Origin of the sequence: Streptomyces sp. NPDC051740, assembly GCF_044453165.1 — a bacterium.
Classification (GTDB): Bacteria; Actinomycetota; Actinomycetes; order Streptomycetales; family Streptomycetaceae; genus Streptomyces; species Streptomyces atrovirens.
Genome location: NZ_JBITCL010000001.1, coordinates 331,428 through 349,066, shown reverse-complemented (window position 1 = coordinate 349,066; position 17,639 = coordinate 331,428). Strand labels below are relative to the sequence as shown.

13 protein-coding genes are annotated in these 17,639 nt (G+C 73.5%); 6 read left to right on the top strand and 7 right to left on the bottom strand.

Annotated features, from left to right (window positions below; all coding sequences use genetic code 11):
• The first annotated feature begins 5 nt into the window (after nucleotides 1-5).
• Complete coding sequence (locus tag ACIA6T_RS01705; RefSeq protein ID WP_399444552.1) at nucleotides 6-842, top strand: hypothetical protein; 837 nt, start codon at nucleotides 6-8, stop codon at nucleotides 840-842.
• Nucleotides 843-966: 124 nt separating this feature from the next.
• Here the strand turns inward: ACIA6T_RS01705 and ACIA6T_RS01700 are convergent, their stop codons facing one another.
• The 3 genes from ACIA6T_RS01700 to ACIA6T_RS01690 are packed head-to-tail and all read right to left on the bottom strand — an operon-like array spanning nucleotide 967 to nucleotide 4,556.
• Complete coding sequence (locus ACIA6T_RS01700; protein ID WP_399444551.1) at nucleotides 967-3,249, bottom strand: FtsX-like permease family protein; 2,283 nt, start codon at nucleotides 3,247-3,249, stop codon at nucleotides 967-969.
• A gap of 42 nt (nucleotides 3,250-3,291) precedes the next feature.
• Nucleotides 3,292-4,044, bottom strand: coding sequence for an ABC transporter ATP-binding protein (locus ACIA6T_RS01695; protein ID WP_399444550.1), 753 nt, complete (start codon nucleotides 4,042-4,044; stop codon nucleotides 3,292-3,294).
• Nucleotides 4,041-4,556, bottom strand: coding sequence for a PadR family transcriptional regulator (locus ACIA6T_RS01690; RefSeq protein WP_399444549.1), 516 nt, complete (start codon nucleotides 4,554-4,556; stop codon nucleotides 4,041-4,043). Before ACIA6T_RS01690 ends, ACIA6T_RS01695 begins: the two co-directional genes overlap by 4 nt.
• 129 nt (nucleotides 4,557-4,685) lie before the next feature.
• On the opposite strand from ACIA6T_RS01690, the gene ACIA6T_RS01685 reads away from it, so the two are divergent.
• From ACIA6T_RS01685 to ACIA6T_RS01665, 5 genes are all read left to right on the top strand, one after another.
• Entirely contained in the window at nucleotides 4,686-5,957 is a 1,272-nt protein-coding gene (locus ACIA6T_RS01685; RefSeq protein ID WP_399444548.1) for an ABC transporter substrate-binding protein, read from the top strand.
• A 181-nt stretch (nucleotides 5,958-6,138) separates the two neighbouring features.
• A complete protein-coding gene (locus ACIA6T_RS01680; protein WP_399444547.1) occupies nucleotides 6,139-7,761 on the top strand; it encodes a glycoside hydrolase family 13 protein in 1,623 nt (540 codons plus the stop codon).
• Nucleotides 7,762-7,790: 29 nt separating this feature from the next.
• Entirely contained in the window at nucleotides 7,791-9,119 is a 1,329-nt protein-coding gene (locus ACIA6T_RS01675) for an ABC transporter substrate-binding protein (RefSeq protein WP_399444546.1), read from the top strand.
• Between the two features lie 5 nt (nucleotides 9,120-9,124).
• Entirely contained in the window at nucleotides 9,125-10,486 is a 1,362-nt protein-coding gene (locus tag ACIA6T_RS01670; RefSeq protein ID WP_399444545.1) for an ABC transporter permease subunit, read from the top strand.
• Nucleotides 10,483-11,322: a carbohydrate ABC transporter permease gene (locus ACIA6T_RS01665; RefSeq protein ID WP_073937105.1), complete on the top strand. Its 840-nt coding sequence runs from the start codon at nucleotides 10,483-10,485 to the stop codon at nucleotides 11,320-11,322. Before ACIA6T_RS01670 ends, ACIA6T_RS01665 begins: the two co-directional genes overlap by 4 nt.
• A gap of 352 nt (nucleotides 11,323-11,674) precedes the next feature.
• On the opposite strand, the gene ACIA6T_RS01660 is transcribed toward ACIA6T_RS01665, so the two are convergent.
• The 4 genes from ACIA6T_RS01660 to ACIA6T_RS01645 form a co-directional block, all read right to left on the bottom strand.
• Nucleotides 11,675-12,706 (bottom strand): hypothetical protein, encoded by a 1,032-nt coding sequence (locus tag ACIA6T_RS01660; protein ID WP_399444544.1) that lies wholly within the window; start codon nucleotides 12,704-12,706, stop codon nucleotides 11,675-11,677.
• A gap of 157 nt (nucleotides 12,707-12,863) precedes the next feature.
• Nucleotides 12,864-14,045, bottom strand: a complete 1,182-nt coding sequence (locus ACIA6T_RS01655) for a VWA domain-containing protein (RefSeq protein ID WP_399444543.1) — start codon at nucleotides 14,043-14,045, stop codon at nucleotides 12,864-12,866.
• On the bottom strand, nucleotides 14,042-16,372 hold the full coding sequence (locus tag ACIA6T_RS01650; protein WP_399444542.1) for a DUF5682 family protein: 2,331 nt from the start codon (nucleotides 16,370-16,372) through the stop codon (nucleotides 14,042-14,044). The genes ACIA6T_RS01655 and ACIA6T_RS01650 overlap by 4 nt, the downstream gene beginning before the upstream one ends.
• Nucleotides 16,369-17,535, bottom strand: coding sequence for an AAA family ATPase (locus ACIA6T_RS01645; RefSeq protein ID WP_399444541.1), 1,167 nt, complete (start codon nucleotides 17,533-17,535; stop codon nucleotides 16,369-16,371). Before ACIA6T_RS01645 ends, ACIA6T_RS01650 begins: the two co-directional genes overlap by 4 nt.
• Nucleotides 17,536-17,639: the final 104 nt, after the last annotated feature.

Sequence of the window (17,639 nt, the reverse complement as noted above, 5' to 3'; positions counted from 1 at the left end):
ACGAGGTGGCACGTACGTCCGGGAGTTGGACCGGCGGCACGCTGAGGGTCCGGACCTTCCTGAAGCCCCATCACGTCGCGAGGGCGGTGTTCCACCCCGCGTGGATCCCGCAGTCGCTCGACCCGTCCATCGAGCGGCTCAAGCGCTTCAGGGTCATCGCCGGGGCGATCGCCTCCGTCGGCGTCTACACCGTCCTGGAGGGCGGCTTCGACGTCACGGAGTTGCTGGAGAACGCGCTGACCGCCTCGGCGGTGCTGCTGTTGCTCACCCCGCTGACGGTCGGCGTGATGCTCTTCGTCTGGCGGCGCACCGGCACCGTGCGCCAGCTTCGGGTGCCGCTGCTCAACTCCCTCAAGCTGCTCCTGCTGTTCATCGGCTGCGTGGTGGCGATGGTGGTGCTGGTGCAGTGGACGAACGGCTCGAACAGCATGTTCGCGATCATGGGCGTCGGTCTGACGATGATGTGGATGCTCGTCTTCGTGGCCTCCGGGGCCGTACGGGTCTCCGGCAACTTCTTCGGCACGGCCGCCGTGCACCGCTGTCTGCCGGCGCTGCTGGCCACGGTGACCAGTTGGCTGATGGCGATCCCGGACCTCGTGACCGGCGATCTGCACGGGCTCAGCCTCACCATGGGCATCGTCTTCATCCTGGGCGCCCCGGTGACCGTCACGGCGATCGCCCTGGCGGAGACGGGCCGGCTGAAGCGGCGCTACGGCATCCGGCTGGGCGCCCACCCGTCGAGCCTCCCGCCGGCGCCGGGACCTGTCCCGCCGATGCCGCCGGCGGGACTGCCCCACGTACCGCCGCAGGGGAACCCCTACGTCCGCGGTGGGGGCGGCTGACGCCGGCGGTTTTCGCCCCCGCCGCCCCCTCCCGTTCCCGTCCCCCGGGGGCAGAGCCCCGGGTTCGGGACGGGAAGGGGAGGCGGGGGCGAAAGAAGCAAGTGGCCGTAGGCGCCCCTGCCGCTCAGGCCACCGCGCTCAGGGTGTCCGCGAGGCGGCGTCGGGCCGCTCGTGCCGCCGGGAGGGCGGCGAGGCCCGCGGCTCCCAGTACCGCCGCCGCGCCGAGCGGCACGAGCAGCGCGGGGGAGGGAAGCCGGGCGATCCCCGCGCCGATGCCGCTCGATCTTCCCTGGGCGTCGATCAGCCAGTGCGCCAGCGGCAGTCCCAGGGCCGTGGCGAGGAGCACGGCCGCCAGAGCCGTACCGGCCGTGGCGGTGACCGTGACGGCGGTGATCTGCCGGGGGGTCAGGCCGATGGCCTTGAGCGCCAGCAGATCGCGTTCGCCCTCGCGGACCGTGCCGCCGATCGCCGTCAGCAGCTCGATCAGCCCGATCAGCGCGAGGACCACGATCAGCCCGAGGACCACCGCGCGCAGCGGGGACAGCCCGTCGGCCGGGTTGGCCACGGCGTGCACGTCCAGATGGCCGCGGCCCGCCGCCGTCAGCCGCTCGGCGACCGCGGCCGGGTCCGCGCCGGAGTCCAGCCGGAGCTGGTGGAGGGCCGGACGCAGGTCCGGGTCGTTGGCGCGGAGGGCGTCCAGCGAGGTGGAGATGGTCCGTCCGGCGTTCTCCGGTTCGATGCTGCGGCCGACGATGTGCAGGATCTGCGGCCGGTCGCCGACGGTCATCCGCACCCAGTCGCCCACCCGCACGTGCAGCAGGTCGAGCAGTCCCTGCCCGGCCACCGCCTCGTCCGGCCCGCGCGCGGCACGCCCCTCGGCCAGCGTGAACGGGTACGGCTCCGCGCGGGTGCCGAGGCCGCGCAGGGCGATGGTGGCGGTCTGGCCGGGAACCAGCGCGGCCACCTCCACACCCGGATAGGCGGCGGCGACCTGAGGGTCGCGCTCCAGCAGCGCGCGGGTCTCCCGGTCGCCCAGCGAGGCGTCCGCACGGACACTGAGCGCCGTGGGCAGCCCCATCCGTTCCGGGCTGCTGTGGAACCGGTCGATGGTGGTCCACGCGCTCAGCGCCACCACGATCAGCAGCAGCGGCAGTGCCAGCCTGCCCACCGCGCCCAGCGAACGCGGCCGGCGGGTGAACGCCTTGTGCCAGCCCAGGACCAGCGCCGGCGGCACCTGCGCCCCCAGCGCCCGCCGCGCCACACCGGTCAGCCGCCCGGCCGGGGGAGCCGCCGGGCGCGGCACCGGCACCGGCGGCACCCGTCCCGCCCGCCAGGCGGCCAGCCCGGTGGTCGCGCCGATGAACAGCACCGCCCCGGCCGGTACGACGAACAGCGCCGCGGTGTGTCCGGGCAGCCCCTGCCACACGTCGACCGCGTCCCCGAGCCGCCCCGGCACCGCGCCGCCCAGCGCCTCGGTGAGCACGGCGGCGGCCACGGCCCCGAGCAGGGCGTAGCCGAGGTGCTGGAGCAGGAAGACGCGGACGACCTGGCCGGGTGTGAAGCCGATCGCCTTGAGGATCGAGATGTCCCGCAGGTGCCCCCGGATCCGGGTGGCGATCGCCCCGTGCACGGCGAACCCGGCGGCGGCCAGCGCGCCCAGACCGAACAGGCCGAGCACCTGCCCGAGCAGCCGGTTGTCGCCCTGCGCCTCGGCGCGCGCCTGCTGCCAGGTGGCCACCTCGCCGATCGCCCCGGCGCCCAGCTCGGTCACCGCCCGCTGCACGGCGTACCCGGTGTCGCCCGGATCGGTCAGCCGCAGCCCGACCACCTGGCCACCCGGATCCGCCACCGCCGACGGCAGCGCCCACACCAGGCCCGCCCGCTCACCCGGCCGGTAGCGCGGCTCGGCGCTGTCGGCGACGCCCACCACGGTCAGCCGCCGCGTGGTGCCGGGCACCGTGAGCGTGTCACCGGGGGCGGTCAGCAGCGCCCGCGCGAGCCGGCTCTCCAGGACCACCCCGTCGGGGGCCGCCGGGTCCAGCCAGCGCCCGGAGGTGATCAGCGGGCGGCCCACCCCGGGCTCGGCGGAGGTGCCGCGCAGCTCCACCGAGGCACGGCCGCCTCCCGAGGCGAGGGTGACCGAGGCCGTCGGGTAGGGACCGGCGACGGACTCCACGCCGTCCAGCCCGGCCAGCTCCCCCGCGTCGGCGGAGGCGGTGGTGTGCAGCGTGACGTGCGCGCCGTGCGCCTGGGCGAAGACCCGCTGCCAGGGGTTGGTGGCGTACCCGAACAGGGCCGTGGCCAGCAGCAGCGACGCGACGATGCCCGCGGTGGCCAGCACCAGGAACAGCGCCTCGCCGCGGTGCGTACGCAGATCGGAGTGCGCCCAGCGCAGAGTGGCTCGCACCGGCCTCAGCCCCTCGGCACGGGGCGGTCGTGGAAGCGCATGTCAGTCCTTGAGCTCCAGCACACCGGACGTCCCGGTCCGGCGCGGCGGGGTGCCGCCGTCGAGCGCGGCGTCGTCGGCGATCCGGCCGTCGAAGAAGCTGATCACCCGGTCCGCGGCGCTCGCCAGCCGCGCGTCGTGCGTGACCAGCAGGATCGTCTGCCCGCGCGCGTGGAAGCGGGACAGCAGCCGCATCACCTCGCGGGTGCCCTTGCTGTCCAGGCTGCCCGCGGGCTCGTCGGCCAGCAGCAGCGGCGGATGGTTGACCAGCGCACGGGCCAGCGCGACCCGCTGCTGCTCACCGCCGGACAGCTCGCCCGGCATGCTCCGCTCCTTGCCCTGAAGACCCAGCTCGGCGAGGAGTTCCTCCCGCCCGGCGCGGGCCTTCTTCGGTGGTACCCCGGCGAGCAGCGCGGGCAGCTCCACGTTGTCGGCGACCGACAGGTCGGAGACGAGGTTGAAGAACTGGAAGACGATCCCGATCCGCTTGCGGCGCTCCACCGCCCAGCGGGCCTCGCCGTAGCCGTCCGTGCACGTGCCGTCCAGCCAGACGCTGCCCGCGTCGGGCCGCTGGAGCCCGCCGAGCAGGTGCAGCAGCGTCGACTTGCCCGCACCGGACGGACCGGTGATCGCCACGAACTCGCCGCGCGCCACCCGCAGGTCGACCCCGCGCACGGCATGCGCCGGGGCGCCCTCGCCGTGGTGCGTCTTGACCAGGCCTTCGGCGCGCAGCACTTCAGCGGTGCGCTCGCTCACTGAAGCTCCTCCAGCTCCTCCTGGCACCGCTCCAGCCAGTCGAGGTCGGCCTGCAGGTGCAGCATGGCGCCCTCGATCAGCAGGTGGGAGATGCGGTTGTCCCGGTCCTCGGCGGCGGCCAGCTTCGACAACTGCCGCATGGTGTTCAGGTACTGGCGCCGCTGTCGGTTGATCAGCGCGATCCGGTCGGCGAGACCGGTCTGCGGGGCCAGGGCCAGCTTCATGAAGAACTCGTCCCGCACCCGCGGTTCGTCCGCCGTCTCCTCGTACCAGGCGCGCAGCGCCTCCCGCCCGGCGTCGGTGAGGTGGTAGACCTTCTTGTTGGGCCGGCTCGACTGCTCGACGTCCTCGCCCTCGATCAGTCCCGATTTCTCGAGGCGGCCGAGGGTGACGTAGATCTGGCCGACGTTCGGCTGAGGGTACGCGGAGCCCAGCAGTTGCTCAAGGTCCTGCTTGAGCTCATAGCCGTGGGCCGGGCCACGGGCGAGCAGCGCCAGGAGGGGCAGCCGCACTCGTGCTCTCCTCCTCGCGTCCTGTGGGTAATGTGCCGCAGGGCCTAGTATCGCGCATACCTAACAGGTATACATGGCCTCTGACCCCCGGACGATGGTGCCCGGGTGCCGGTGTACAGGGAGGAACCTATGCGGTGGATCCATGCCGCGGGTAGGGGCCTCCTCGTCCTGATCGTCGTCCTGACCGGTTACGTCGCCTCCGGGGCGCGGGCCGACGAGGCCGGCGGGGGCGGTCGCGGACCGCTCACCCTGGCCACCGCCGGTGACCTCACCGGCTATCTGGGCTCCGTGCTGGAGGGCTGGAACCGCACCCACCCCGGCGAGGAGGTCACCCTCGTCGAGCTGCCCGACTCCGCCGACGAGACCCGCGCGCAGATGATCACCGACCTGCGCGGCGGCGAGCGCGGCCGGTTCGACGTGCTCAACATCGACGTGAGCTGGACCTCGGAGTTCGCCGCCGCCGGCTGGATCCGCCCGCTGCCCCGCGACCGCTTCCCGCTCGGCACCTTCCTGCCCCGGGTCGTGGACACGGCGACGTACGACGGACGCCTGTACGCGGTCCCGTACGTCACCAACGCCGGGCTGCTCCTGTACCGCGAGGACGTCCTCGCCGAAGCGGGCGTCCCACCCCCGCGCACCTGGGCCGATCTCGAACGGGCCGCGAGGACCCTCGCCCCGGAGCACGGCCTCGACGGTTACGCCGGCCAGTTCCTGCCCTACGAGGGGCTGACGGTGAACGCGGCCGAGGCCGTCTACTCGGCCGGCGGCACCATCCTCGGCGACGAGGGCGAACGCGTCACCGTGAACTCGTGGGCGGCCAGGGACGGCATCGGCTTCCTCGCGCGCGGAGTCCGCGAGGGCTGGATCCCCCGTGAGGCGCTGACGTACAAGGAGGAGGAGTCCAAGCAGGCCTTCCAGGACGGCCGTCTGCTCTTCCTGCGCAACTGGCCCTACGCCTACGTCGCCGCCTCCGCGCCGGGTTCGAAGGTCGCCGGCAAGGTCGGCGCCGTACCGCTGCCGGGACCGGACGGTCCGGGCACGAGCGTCCTCGGCGGCTCCAACCTGGCCGTCGCCGGCCACGCCCGGCACCCCGACTCCGCCGCGCGCCTGATCGCGTACCTCACCAGCGAGCGCGTACAGCGCCAGGTCCTCACACGCGGCGCGCTGCCGCCCGTACGGGCCGACCTGTACGACGATCCGGAACTGGTCCGGCGGTTCCCCTACCTGCCGACCCTGCGCGAGAGCGTGCTCGCCGCCGCCCCGCGCCCCAAGAGCCCGCACTACGACCAGGTGAGCCTGGTGGTGCAGGCGGTGGTGCACGACGCGATGACCGGGCGGCAGACGCCCGGGGCCGCGGTGCGCCGGCTGGCGGGCGAGCTGGCCGCCGTCTCCTCGCGATAGAACCCCCCCCTAGTTACATGTTAGGTAACGCGGACGTCTCAAACGCGACCGTTATGCCCGTCTAGGTACCCGTATGAACCGGGTGACTCCACGGTATCCCGCGCACGTTCATTGACACCCTCGCAACTCCGCTACCTAACATGCATGCATAACGAGCACTCCTCACAGACAGGTCAACGGGGTGAACAGGCACCACTGGTGGCGTGACGCGGTGATCTACCAGGTCTACGTCCGCAGCTTTCTGGACAGCACCGGCGACGGCATCGGCGATCTCGCCGGGGTCAGGGCCGGGCTGCCGTATCTGAAGAAGCTCGGCGTGGACGGGATCTGGCTGAGCCCCTTCTACCCCTCGCCGCAGCACGACCACGGCTACGACGTGGCCGACTACACCGGCGTCGACCCGGTCTTCGGCGACCTCGCCGAGTTCGACCTGCTGGTCGACGCCGCCCGGCGGCTCGGCGTCAAGGTGCTGCTGGACATCGTCCCCAACCACTGCTCCAGCGAGCACCCCTGGTTCCGCGCCGCCCTCGACGCGGCCCCGGGCGGCCCCGAGCGCGCCCGCTTCCACTTCGCCGACGGCCGCGGCCCCGACGGCGCCGAGCCGCCCAACAACTGGCACGCCATGTTCGGCGGCCCCGCCTGGACCCGGATCACCGAGCCCGACGGCCGCCCCGGCCAGTGGTACCTGCACATGTTCACGCCCGAACAGCCCGACTGGAACTGGCGCGAGCCCGAGGTCGCCGCCGAGTTCGACCGCATACTCCGCTTCTGGCTGGACCGGGGCGCCGACGGCTTCCGCATCGACGTCGCCGCCGGCCTGTACAAGCACCCGGAGCTGCCCGACTCCCCGGACCCGGAGGCCGACGCCCGCACCCGCGACTCGGTCAACCCGCTCGCCTGGAACCAGCCCGAGGTGCACGAGGTGTGGCGGCACTGGCGGACGGTGTGCGAGGAGTACACCGCCCGCGACGGCCGCGAACGCCTCCTGGTCGGCGAGGTCTCCGTCCCCACCGCCCGCGAACACGCCCGCTACGTCCGCCCGGACGAACTCCACCAGGCCTTCTTCTTCGACCTGCTCGGCGCCCCCTGGGACGCCGACGCCTTCCGCAAGGTCATCTCCGAGGCCATGCAGGACATCGCCGGCACCGGCTCCACCGTCACCTGGGTCCTCAACAACCACGACCAGGTCCGCACCGTCACCCGCTACGGCGAACCCGCCCCGGAAGGCAGCGGACTCGGCCCGGCCCGCGCCCGCGCCGCCGCGCTGCTGATGCTGGCGCTGCCCGGTGCCGCGTACATCTACCAGGGCGAGGAACTGGGCCTGCCCGAGGTCGTGGACCTGCCCGACGACGTGCTCACCGACCCGATCTTCCGCCGCACCGGCAGCCGCGCCCGGATCCGCGACGGCTGCCGTGTGCCACTGCCCTGGTCGGGGCAGGCCTCACCGTTCGGCTTCACCTCCGGCGCCGAGGGCGTACGGCCCTGGCTGCCGCAGCCCGAGTGGTTCGCCGAGCACGCCACCGACCGGGCGCTCGCCGACACCCGCTCCTTCTGGCACCTGTACCGCGACGGCCTCCAACTGCGCGCCGCCCTCAACCAGTTGGGCGAGGGCACGCTCCGCTGGCTGGACACCCAGCCCGGCGTCCTCGCCTTCACCCGCGGCGACGACCTGGTCTGCGCCGTCAACTTCACCGCCGCCCCCGTACCCGCCCCGGTCGCCGGCACCCCGCTGCTCGCCAGCGGCCCCTGCCCGCCCGGGACGCTCCCCGGCTCCACCGCCGCCTGGTGGATCGACGGCTCCTGAAAGCCCGTACCAACGAAGGGACATCGACGATGATGCGACGACGTACCACCCTGCTCACCGGATGCACCGCCCTCGTCCTCGCGCTCGGCGCGACCGCCTGCGGCGGCGGCGACCCCGTCACGGCCGGCGGCGGCGACAAGTCGCTCGACGGCCAGACCGTCACCGTGGCCGGTGTCTGGTCCGGCAGCGAGCAGAAGAACTTCCAGAAGGTGCTCGACGCCTTCACCGAGAAGACCGGCGCCGAGACCGCCTTCGTCTCCACCGGCGACAACGTCTCCACCGTCGTCGGCAGTAAGATCGAGGGCGGCAACGCCCCCGACGTCGTCATGGTCCCGCAGGTCGGCGTGCTCAAGCAGTTCGCCGAGAAGGGCTGGCTCAAGCCGCTCGACGAGAAGGTGCGGTCCACCGTCGACGGCAACTTCGCCGAGGTGTGGCGGAACTACGGCAGCGTCGACGGCACCCTCTACGGCCTCTACTTCAAGGCCGCCCACAAGTCGACCGTCTGGTACAGCCCCGAGGCCCTCGAACAGGCCGGCGTCACCCCGCCGAAGACCTACGACGCCATGCTGGAGAACGGACGGACGATCTCCGACTCCGGTCTCGCCGCGTTCTCCGTCGCCGGCCAGGACGGCTGGACCCTCACCGACTGGTTCGAGAACGTCTACCTCTCCCAGGCGGGACCCGAGAAGTACGACGCCCTCGCCGCACACGAACTCCAGTGGACCGACCCGACCGTCGTCGAGGCGCTCACCACCCTCGGCAAGCTCTTCAAGGACGAGCGGCTCGTCGCGGGCGGCCGGAAGCAGGCCCTCAACACCGACTTCCCCGGCTCCGTGGAGAAGGTCTTCGGGCCGAAGGCCAAGGCTGCCATGGTGTACGAGGGCGACTTCGTCGCCGGTGTCGCCAAGGACCAGTTCGGCAGGACCATCGGCACCGACGCGAACTTCTTCCCCTTCCCGCCGGTCGGCGACGGCAAGGCGCCCGTGGTCAGCGGCGGCGACGCGGCCGTCGTCCTCGAGGACGGCAGGAACAGCGAGGCCGGCATGGCACTCCTGGAGTACCTCGCCACCCCGGAGGCCGCCGCCGTGTGGGCCGAGGCGGGCGGCTTCCTCTCCCCGAACAGGAAGCTCGACCTCTCCTCCTACGGCGACGACGTCACCCGCGCCACCGCCGAGTCCCTGATCGAGGCGGGCGACTCGGTCCGCTTCGACATGTCCGACCAGGCCCCCGCGGCCTTCGGCGGCACCAAGGGCACCGGCGAGTGGAAGATCCTCCAGGACTTCCTGCGCGACCCGGCCGACCCGGCGAAGACCGCCGCCGAGCTCGAGGACGCCGCGGCCAAGGCGTACGGGAACTGACGGCCGTGACCGCCACACTGGTGAAAGAGGCGAGCCCCCCGGCGCCCGCGCACCCCGACGGCGCGCGCGGCAGGCGCCTGCGCCGGCGGGGGCGCGTCATCGCCCTGCTGTTCGTGTTCCCCGCGCTGCTCCTGCTGGGCGCGCTGGTGGTGTACCCGGTGCTGTTCTCCGTCGGCCGCAGCTTCTTCGACGCCTCCGGCGGCGAGTTCGTGGGCGGCGAGAACTACGCCGAGATGTTCCGCGACCCGACCACCCTCAAGGCCATCCGGAACACCGCGATCTGGGTCGTCGTGGCGCCGACGCTGCTGACCGGGCTGGGGCTGGTCCTGGCCGTCCTGGTGGAGAAGGTCCGCTGGGCGACCGCGTTCAAGCTGCTGCTGTTCATGCCGATGGCGGTGTCCTTCCTCGCCGCCGGCATCATCTTCCGGCTCGCCTACGACGACGACCCGGACAAGGGCGTGCTCAACGCGGCCGTCGTGTCCGTGCACGACGCCTTCACGGGCACGTCGTCGTATCCGACCGCCCGTGCGCGGGACGGTGAGGGGCTGACCGAGCGGGCGGACGGGTCGTACGTCACCGGGGCGGACGTGTCGCCCGGGGGGACGGCGGCGGTGCTGGGGCTGGTCGGGGTGGCTCCCAAGGACCTGCCGGGGGACGCCGAACCCGCCGCTGTCGCGGCAGAGGCCGGTTCCGACGAGGTGCGCGGTGTGGTGTACCTCGACTTCACGCCCGGTGGGGGAGGGGAGCCGGGGGTGGTCGACCGGGAGGAGAGCGGACTGCCCGGGGTCACGGTCGAAGCGGTGCGTGGCGGGGAGACGGTCGCCAGTACGACCACCGCGGCCGACGGGTCGTTCCGGTTCGCGGGGCTCGGCGGTGGCTCGTACGCCCTGAAGCTGCCCTCGTCCAACTTCGCGGCCCCTTACGACGGCGTCTCCTGGCTCGGCCCGGCGCTCGTCACCCCCGCGATCATCGGGGCGTACCTGTGGATCTGGACCGGGTTCGCGATGGTGCTGATCGGGGCGGGGCTGTCCACGCTGCCGCGGGACGCGCTGGAGGCGGCGCGGATGGACGGGGCCAACGAGTGGCAGATCTTCCGGCGGATCACCGTTCCGTTGCTCGCGCCCGTTCTCACCGTGGTGTTCGTGACGCTGGTGATCAACGTGATGAAGGTCTTCGACCTCGTCTACATCATCGCGCCCGGTCCCGTTCAGGAGGACGCGACCGTGCTCGCGACGCAGATGTGGCTGGTGTCGTTCGGCGGCGGCAACAACCAGGGGCTGGGCAGTGCGCTGGGCGTGCTGCTGCTGCTCCTGGTCATTCCGGCCATGGTGTTCAACGTCCGTCGTTTTCGGAGGAGTCAGCGGTGAGCGCGGTGCGGCGTGTCCTGGGTAACGCGGTGGTGCAGGCGTTCCTGGTGGTGATCGGGCTGGTGTGGATGACTCCGCTGGCCGGGCTGTTCCTGTCCTCGCTGCGGTCGGCCGAGGAGACGGCGGAGGGGGGCTGGTGGACCGTGTTCACCAGCCCGGGGGAGTTGTCCTTCGAGAACTACTCGGCGTTGCTGGGGAATTCGGGGATCACACAGGCGTTCTGGAACACCGTGCTGATCTCGGTGCCGACCACTGTGCTGGTGGTGGTCGTCGCCGCGCTCGCCGGATACGCCTTCGCGTGGCTGGACTTCCCGGGGCGGGAACCGGTCTTCCTCGTTGTGGTCGCGCTGTTGGTCGTGCCCGTGCAGATCGGGTTGCTGCCGGTCGCCAAGCTCTTCGGGCAGCTCGGGTTGTTCGGGACGATTCCGGGCGTCGTGCTGTTCCACGTGGCTTACGGACTGCCGTTCGCGGTGTTCCTGTTGCGGAACTACTTCGCCGAGATGCCGAAGGAGATGCTGGAGGCCGCGCGGATGGACGGGGGGAGTGAGTGGCGGATCTTCACCCGGCTGGTGTTGCCGGTGGGGCGGCCGGCGATCGCCAGTCTTGCGATCTTCCAGTTCCTCTGGGTGTGGAACGACATGCTGGTGGCGTTGTTGTTCGCGGACAGTTCTTCGCAGCCGTTGACCGTGCAGCTTCAGTCGCAGATCCGGCAGTTCGGCAGCAACATCGATGTGCTGGCGCCGGGGGCTTTTCTGTCGCTGGTGGTGCCGGTCGTGGTGTTCTTCGCGTTCCAGCGGCACTTCGTGCAAGGGGTTATGGCGGGGTCCGTGAAGTAGGGGGTGGGGCGGGAGGGCTTTTCGCCCCCGCCGCCCCTTCCCGTCCCGAACCGGGGGGGGGGGGGGGGGGGGGCGCCGCCCCCCCCCCCCCCCCCCCCCCCCCCCCCCCCCCCCCCCCCCTCCACGAGGTTCCGACCGGACAGACCGACGGCTTTCGACTGTCCGGGTCCTGATGCCCCGCGGAGTCCTTTGTCACCCGTGAGTCAGGTACGGGTGGGGACACGGGCGCGTGCGGCCGGACCGGCGTGAGAGGGTCCGGGGCGGTTTCCGCCGGGACACGGAGGGTGCCCGGGCGGGCAGGCCGCCGCGCCGCCCTCACGCGCACGTGTCCGCGGCGAGGGAGGGGCGGCCCCTAAGCGGGTGAGACCGGGACGCCCCGGTACGGATCCCGCGTACCGGCCGCCTCGGCGCGCACGGTGGCGCCGGGTACGAGCCGGAGCGGCGGGCGGTGATGCGCGGTGACGGCGTACGCGTCAGCGTGTCGCGGTGTGCCGTGGTCCGCGGCCGAGCGGCTGCCCGTCGTGCCGTCCGACCGACCGGCGGGAGTGCCGGGAGTGCCGGGAGCGTGCGGTGCGGGGGCCGAGTCGGCGTGTACAGCGTCCTGCGCGGGCCGGTGTCCCTGGTCCGCGTGGGTCGCGTCGCCGGCACGGACGAGTGCCGGGCCGTGGGCGACGGGGCCCGCGGCCGGCCCCACGGTCCCGGACGGTCCGTCCGACCCCTTCGGCTCGGCCGGGGCGTCCTGCCCGGGCGCGTCGGACGGCGGTGCCGAGGTGTCCGGCCGCGGGTCGGGCGTGCTCGGCTGCGGGTCGGGCGCGCTCGGCTCGGGGAGCGTCTGCTCCGGGACGTCGGGCAGGCCCGGGAGCTCCGGGAGCTCCGGGAGCTCCGGCAGCGGCGCGGGCTGCTCCAGGCCGGGGAGCGCGGGCAGGACGGGCAAGGCCGGCAGGGCGGGGAGCGCGGGCAGGACGGGGAGCTGCCCCGGCGTCGCCTCGTCCAGCCGGTCGGTCACCGTGCCGACCAGTTCCCCGGCCGGCCGTACGACCCGCTCGTCCACGGACCGGACCACGGTCCCGGTCAGCGGGCGGATCGGGCCGGCCACGTCCGGGCGCGGCACGGTGAGCGCCTCGATGACCGACGCGGGACCGTTCGAGTCCGGGTCGGGCGCGGTGCCCGAGCCGGTCGGCACCACGGACCCGGCGGCGACGGACCCGATGGCGGAGGAGGTCCCCTCGACCGGCCCGCCGTCCGCCGCCCGTGCCCGCTCCCCGCACAGCACGCCGAGCACGAACACCACGCCCACCAGCAGTGCCAACCGGACCGCACGCCACCCGGCCGCCGCGCGCATCGCGCGCAGAGCGGCACCGGGCACGGCTGCTGACCAGGTCAAGGGTGGCGGGTCCTCCCGGACGGCGGGACGGCTGAAGACACTTCACGGGTCCCTGTAATCGAACAGCGCAGATCCTCGCACGCGACTCCCGAGGTTGCGCAAGCCCTCCGTTACCGATGGGTACTCATGTCCGTTTCCAGCGGCCCGAGTCCGCCCCTCATCCCGCGTCCGGTATCGGCAACGGCCGCTTCTCGACCGCCGCCGCCATCACCTCCGGGAACAGATCGGGTGTGCAGGCGAACGCCGGTGCGCCCAGCGCGGCGAGCGCCGCCGCGTGCTCCCTGTCGTACGCGGGCGCCCCCTCGTCGGACAGCGCGAGCAGCGTCACGAACCGCACCCCCGACGCCTTCATCGCCGCCACCCGCTTGAGCATCTCGTCGCGTATGCCGCCTTCGTAGAGGTCGCTGATCAGCACGACCACCGTCTCCGCCGGCCGGGTGATCCGCGACTGGCAGTACGCCAGCGCCCGGTTGATGTCCGTACCGCCGCCGAGCTGCGTACCGAAGAGCACGTCGACGGGGTCGGCGAGCTGGTCGGTGAGGTCGACGACCGCCGTGTCGAACACGACGAGCCGGGTGTCGACCGACCGCATGGAGGCGAGCACCGCCCCGAACACCGAGGCGTACACGACGGACGCGGCCATCGACCCGGACTGGTCGACGCAGAGGACGATCTCCTTCTTCACCGACCGCGAGGCACGCCCGTGGCCGACGAGCCGGTCGGGCACGACCGTCCGGTGCTCCGGTAGGTAGTGCTTGAGGTTGGCGGCGATCGTGCGGTTCCAGTCGATGTCGTGGTGGCGTGGCCGGCTGACGCGGGCGCTGCGGTCGAGGGCGCCGGTGAGGACGGCCCGGGTGCGGGTGGCGAGCCGCTTCTCCAGGTCCTCGACGACCTTGCGCACGACCGCTCGTGCCGTCTCCTTCGTCGTCTCCGGCATCGCCTTGTCGAGCGACAGCAGCGTGCCGACGAGGTGGACGTCGGCCTCGACGGCCTCCAGCATCTCCGGTTCCAGCAGGAGCGTGGCGAGGCCGAGCCGGTCGATGGCGTCGCGCTGCATGACCTGGACGACGGAGGACGGGAAGTAGGTCCGGATGTCCCCGAGCCAGCGGGCCACCGACGGTGCCGACGCGCCGAGCCCCGCCGAACGGTCCCGGCCCGCCTGCGGTCTGTCCCCCTTGCCGTAGAGCGCGGCGAGCGCTCCGTCCATCGCGGCGTCCTGCCCGGACAGGGTGTGTCCGGTGCCGTCGGCCGGGTCCCCGCCGAGCACGAGCCGCCAGCGCCGCAGCCGCTCCCGCGCCGGGCCCGTCGTCGTGGCCGCCTCGCCCTGTGTGTCCGTCATGCCGTCACCTCCGCCGGTTCGTCGCGCGCTCCCCCGTCGTCCCCGTCCGGCCCGAGCAGCAGCCGCAGCACCGGCAGCACGGCGTCCGCGCGGGCGGTGTCGGGATCGGGGGCGAAGCCGGGGGTGCCGGACACCGCGGTCGCCGCGCTCCCGCGTGCCCCCGGACCGCGCCGGACCAGTTCACCGAGGGTGCGCCGCACCCCCGGCTCGTACGCCGAGAACGTCCGCCGCAGCAGCGGCAGTACGTCCGTGAACGCCTCCGCCGGTACGTCCGTCAGCCAGGTGTCGACCAGTCCGAGCAGCCGCTCGTCGTGGACCAGGAGCAGTCCGCCGCCCGAGCCGCCGCCGACGAAGCCCTCGATCCACGCGGCCGCGTCCGCCGGCGGGGTGCCCGGCGACAGCACGAGCCCCATGAGCCGCGTCGCCTCGTCCTGCGCCAGCTCCCCGTCGTCCAGCAGCAGCCGCACGGACCGCCCCCGTATGACGCCGGGCACGGTGTCCCGTGCGGACAGGGTCCGCAGCACCGACTGCCAGCGGGCGCGCAGCTTCCCGTGGCCCGGTGCGGGGGCGTCGCCGAGGAGACCCACCGCGCCGTGCACCGCGTCGACATGGCGCCGCATCTCGTCGGCGGCGTCCGCGTCCAGCGCCGCGCAGGCCGGGGGCAGTCCGACGAAGACCCGCTCGGCGAGACCGGCGGCGACCTCGGCCAGCGCCGCGGTGTCGGTGCCGCGTACGTCGCCGTAGCGCAGCGAGCGGACCAGGGCGGGCAGGGCCTGGGCGAGGTGGCCGACGTCCGTGTCGAGGGCCGCGCGGTCGGTGAGGACCCGCATCACCGTGGGCAGCGCCTCGGGCAGTGCGGCCAGCAGGCAGCGCTCGGCGAGCCCGGTGACCTCGGCGAGGCCCCGCGCGCCGACGGCGTCCGCCTCCGCCTTGGCGGTCGCGGCGGTGAGCACGGTCGTCCCCCAGACCCCGGCCTCGGCGCCCCGCACGGACAGCTCGGGCTCCCAGCGCAGCCGCCAGGTCTCCCGGAAGGTCCCCGTGCCGCCGCGGGCGGCGGCCGGCTCTCCCCAGCAGATGCCGAGCAGCCGCAGCCGGTGCAGCAGTCTGCCGCGCTCCGCGTCGGTCTCCTTGCGCAGGTCGAGTTCCAGTTCCCGCTCCCCGGCCTCGGGTCTCAGCCGCAGCCGGCGCTGGATCCGCGCGAGGTCCCGCTGCAACGGCACGGCGGGTGCCGTCGCCGGCACCTCCCCGAGCACGTCGCCGACGACCAGCCGGTCGTGCACCAGTGCCAGCGGCACGTCGGAGCCCTCGCACATCACCGCCCGTACGGCGTCGGTCGTCTCGCCCAGGCCGGGCAGCGGACGACCGCGCAGCACGGCGAGGGTCTCCGCCAGCCGTACGGCCTCGATGACGTGCGCGGAGGAGACGGTCCGGTCCTCGGCCCGCAGCAGTCCGGCCACCTTGGTCAGCCACCGCTCGACCGGCCGGTCCGGGGCGCCGAACAGGTGCCCGTACCAGCCCGGGGAGTCGATGCCCGCGCCGTAGCCGCTCGTCCGGGAGAGTCTGCGGTGGGTCCAGGGCACCCAGGTCATGTCCGTCTTCACCTTGGGCAGCCCTTTCAGCAGGGCGCGGTCGGCGGCGACGGTGGCCTTCCGCCGCAGCGCCGGCACGTGCCAGGCCCCGCAGACCACGGCCACGCGGTCCTCGAACTCCCGCCGCGCCGCCCGGATCCGCAGCCGCATGTGCGCCTCGCGCACGAGGTCCCGCCGGTGTCCCCCGCTTCCGCACTCCTCCCGCAGCACGGTCATGGCCTCCTCGAGCGCGGTGAACGACGCCATCGCGTCCCCCTCGCCCACGCCCCGGTGCTCGACGACGTCCTCCCACCACCGCTCCGCGTCGTCGTACCCGGCGGCTTCGGCGAGCGTCCCCAGGGGGTCGGCCCGCACGTCGTCGCCCGCGCCGGGCCCGGGGTCCTCGTCGTCCTCCCAGGCCAGGGTGTGCGTGGCCGGCAGGTCGATGAAACGGGCCGGGACCTCGTGCTCCAGCGCCCAGCGGAGCGCGACCCACTCCGGGGAGAACTCGGCCAGCGGCCAGAAGGCCGAGCGGCCGGGTTCGTCCACCGCGTGGGCGAACAGCGCGACGGGCGGCCGCATGTCCTCCTCGGCGGCGAGCGGGACCAGCGCGTCCGCCTCCGGCGGGCCCTCGATCAGCACGGCGCCCGGCCGGGCCTCCTCCAGGACCGCCCGGACCGCCCGCGCGGACCCCGGCCCGTGGTGCCGCACGCCGAGCAGGAGCGGCCCCACGGTGTCCGCCTTCCTGTCGTTCTTCATCCACTCACCTCCCGACAGGCCCGGTAGAAGTCCTTCCAGCCGTCGCGTTCGCGGACCACGGTCTCCAGGTACTCCTGCCAGACGACGCGGTCCGCCGCCGGGTCCCGGACGACCGCGCCGAGGAGGCCCGCGGCGACGTCCCCGGCCCGCAGCACGCCGTCCCCGAAGTGGGCGGCGAGCGCCAGCCCGCCCGTGACGACGGAGATCGCCTCGGCGGTCGACAGCGTGCCGCTGGGCGACTTGAGCTTCGTGCGGCCGTCGGTGGTGACCCCGTCGCGCAGCTCGCGGAAGACGGTGACGACCCGGCGGATCTCGTCGATGCCGTCGGGCACGGCCGGCAGGTCGAGGGAGCGGCCGATCTGGTCGACCCGGCGCGAGACGATGTCGACCTCCGCCTCCGGGGTCTCCGGCAGCGGCAGCACCACGGTGCTGAAGCGGCGGCGCAGGGCGCTGGACAGGTCGTTGACCCCGCGGTCGCGGTCGTTGGCCGTGGCGATCAGGTTGAAGCCGCGGACGGCCTGCACCTCCTGGCCCAGCTCCGGTATCGGCAGCGTCTTCTCCGACAGGAGGGTGATCAGCGTGTCCTGGACGTCGGCCGGAATGCGGGTCAGCTCCTCGACGCGGGCCGTCATGCCCTCCGCCATGGCCCGCATCACCGGGCTGGGCACGAGGGCGTCGCGGCTGGGGCCGTGGGCGAGCAGCCGGGCGTAGTTCCAGCCGTAGCGGATGGCCTCCTCCGGGGTGCCGGCCGTGCCCTGCACGAGCAGGGTGGAGTCGCCGCTGACCGCGGCGGCCAGGTGTTCGGAGACCCAGGTCTTCGCGGTGCCGGGCACGCCGAGCAGGAGCAGGGCGCGGTCGGTGGCGAGGGTGCTCACCGCGACCTCGACGATGCGGCGCGGGCCGATGTACTTCGGCGTGACGACCGTGCCGTCCGGCAGTGTGCCGCCGAGCAGGTAGGTGGCGACGGCCCACGGCGACAGCCGCCAGCGGGCGGGGCGGGGGCGGTCGTCCTGCGCCGCCAGCGCGGCGAGTTCGGCGGCGAAGGCGTCCTCGGCGTGCGGTCGAAGCGTCTGCGCGGGCGACACGGTCGCGGGCGCGGCGTTCGCGGGCGCGGAGCCGTTCCGCGTCGGGTCGACGGGCGTCGGTCCAACGGACACAGTCATGGCGGAGTCCCCCTCCAGCTCGGCCGGTTCGGATCTGCCACCAACCGTGCACCACGCCACTGACAATCGCTCTGACCTGCGCGAATGCGCTCGCCGGGGCGATT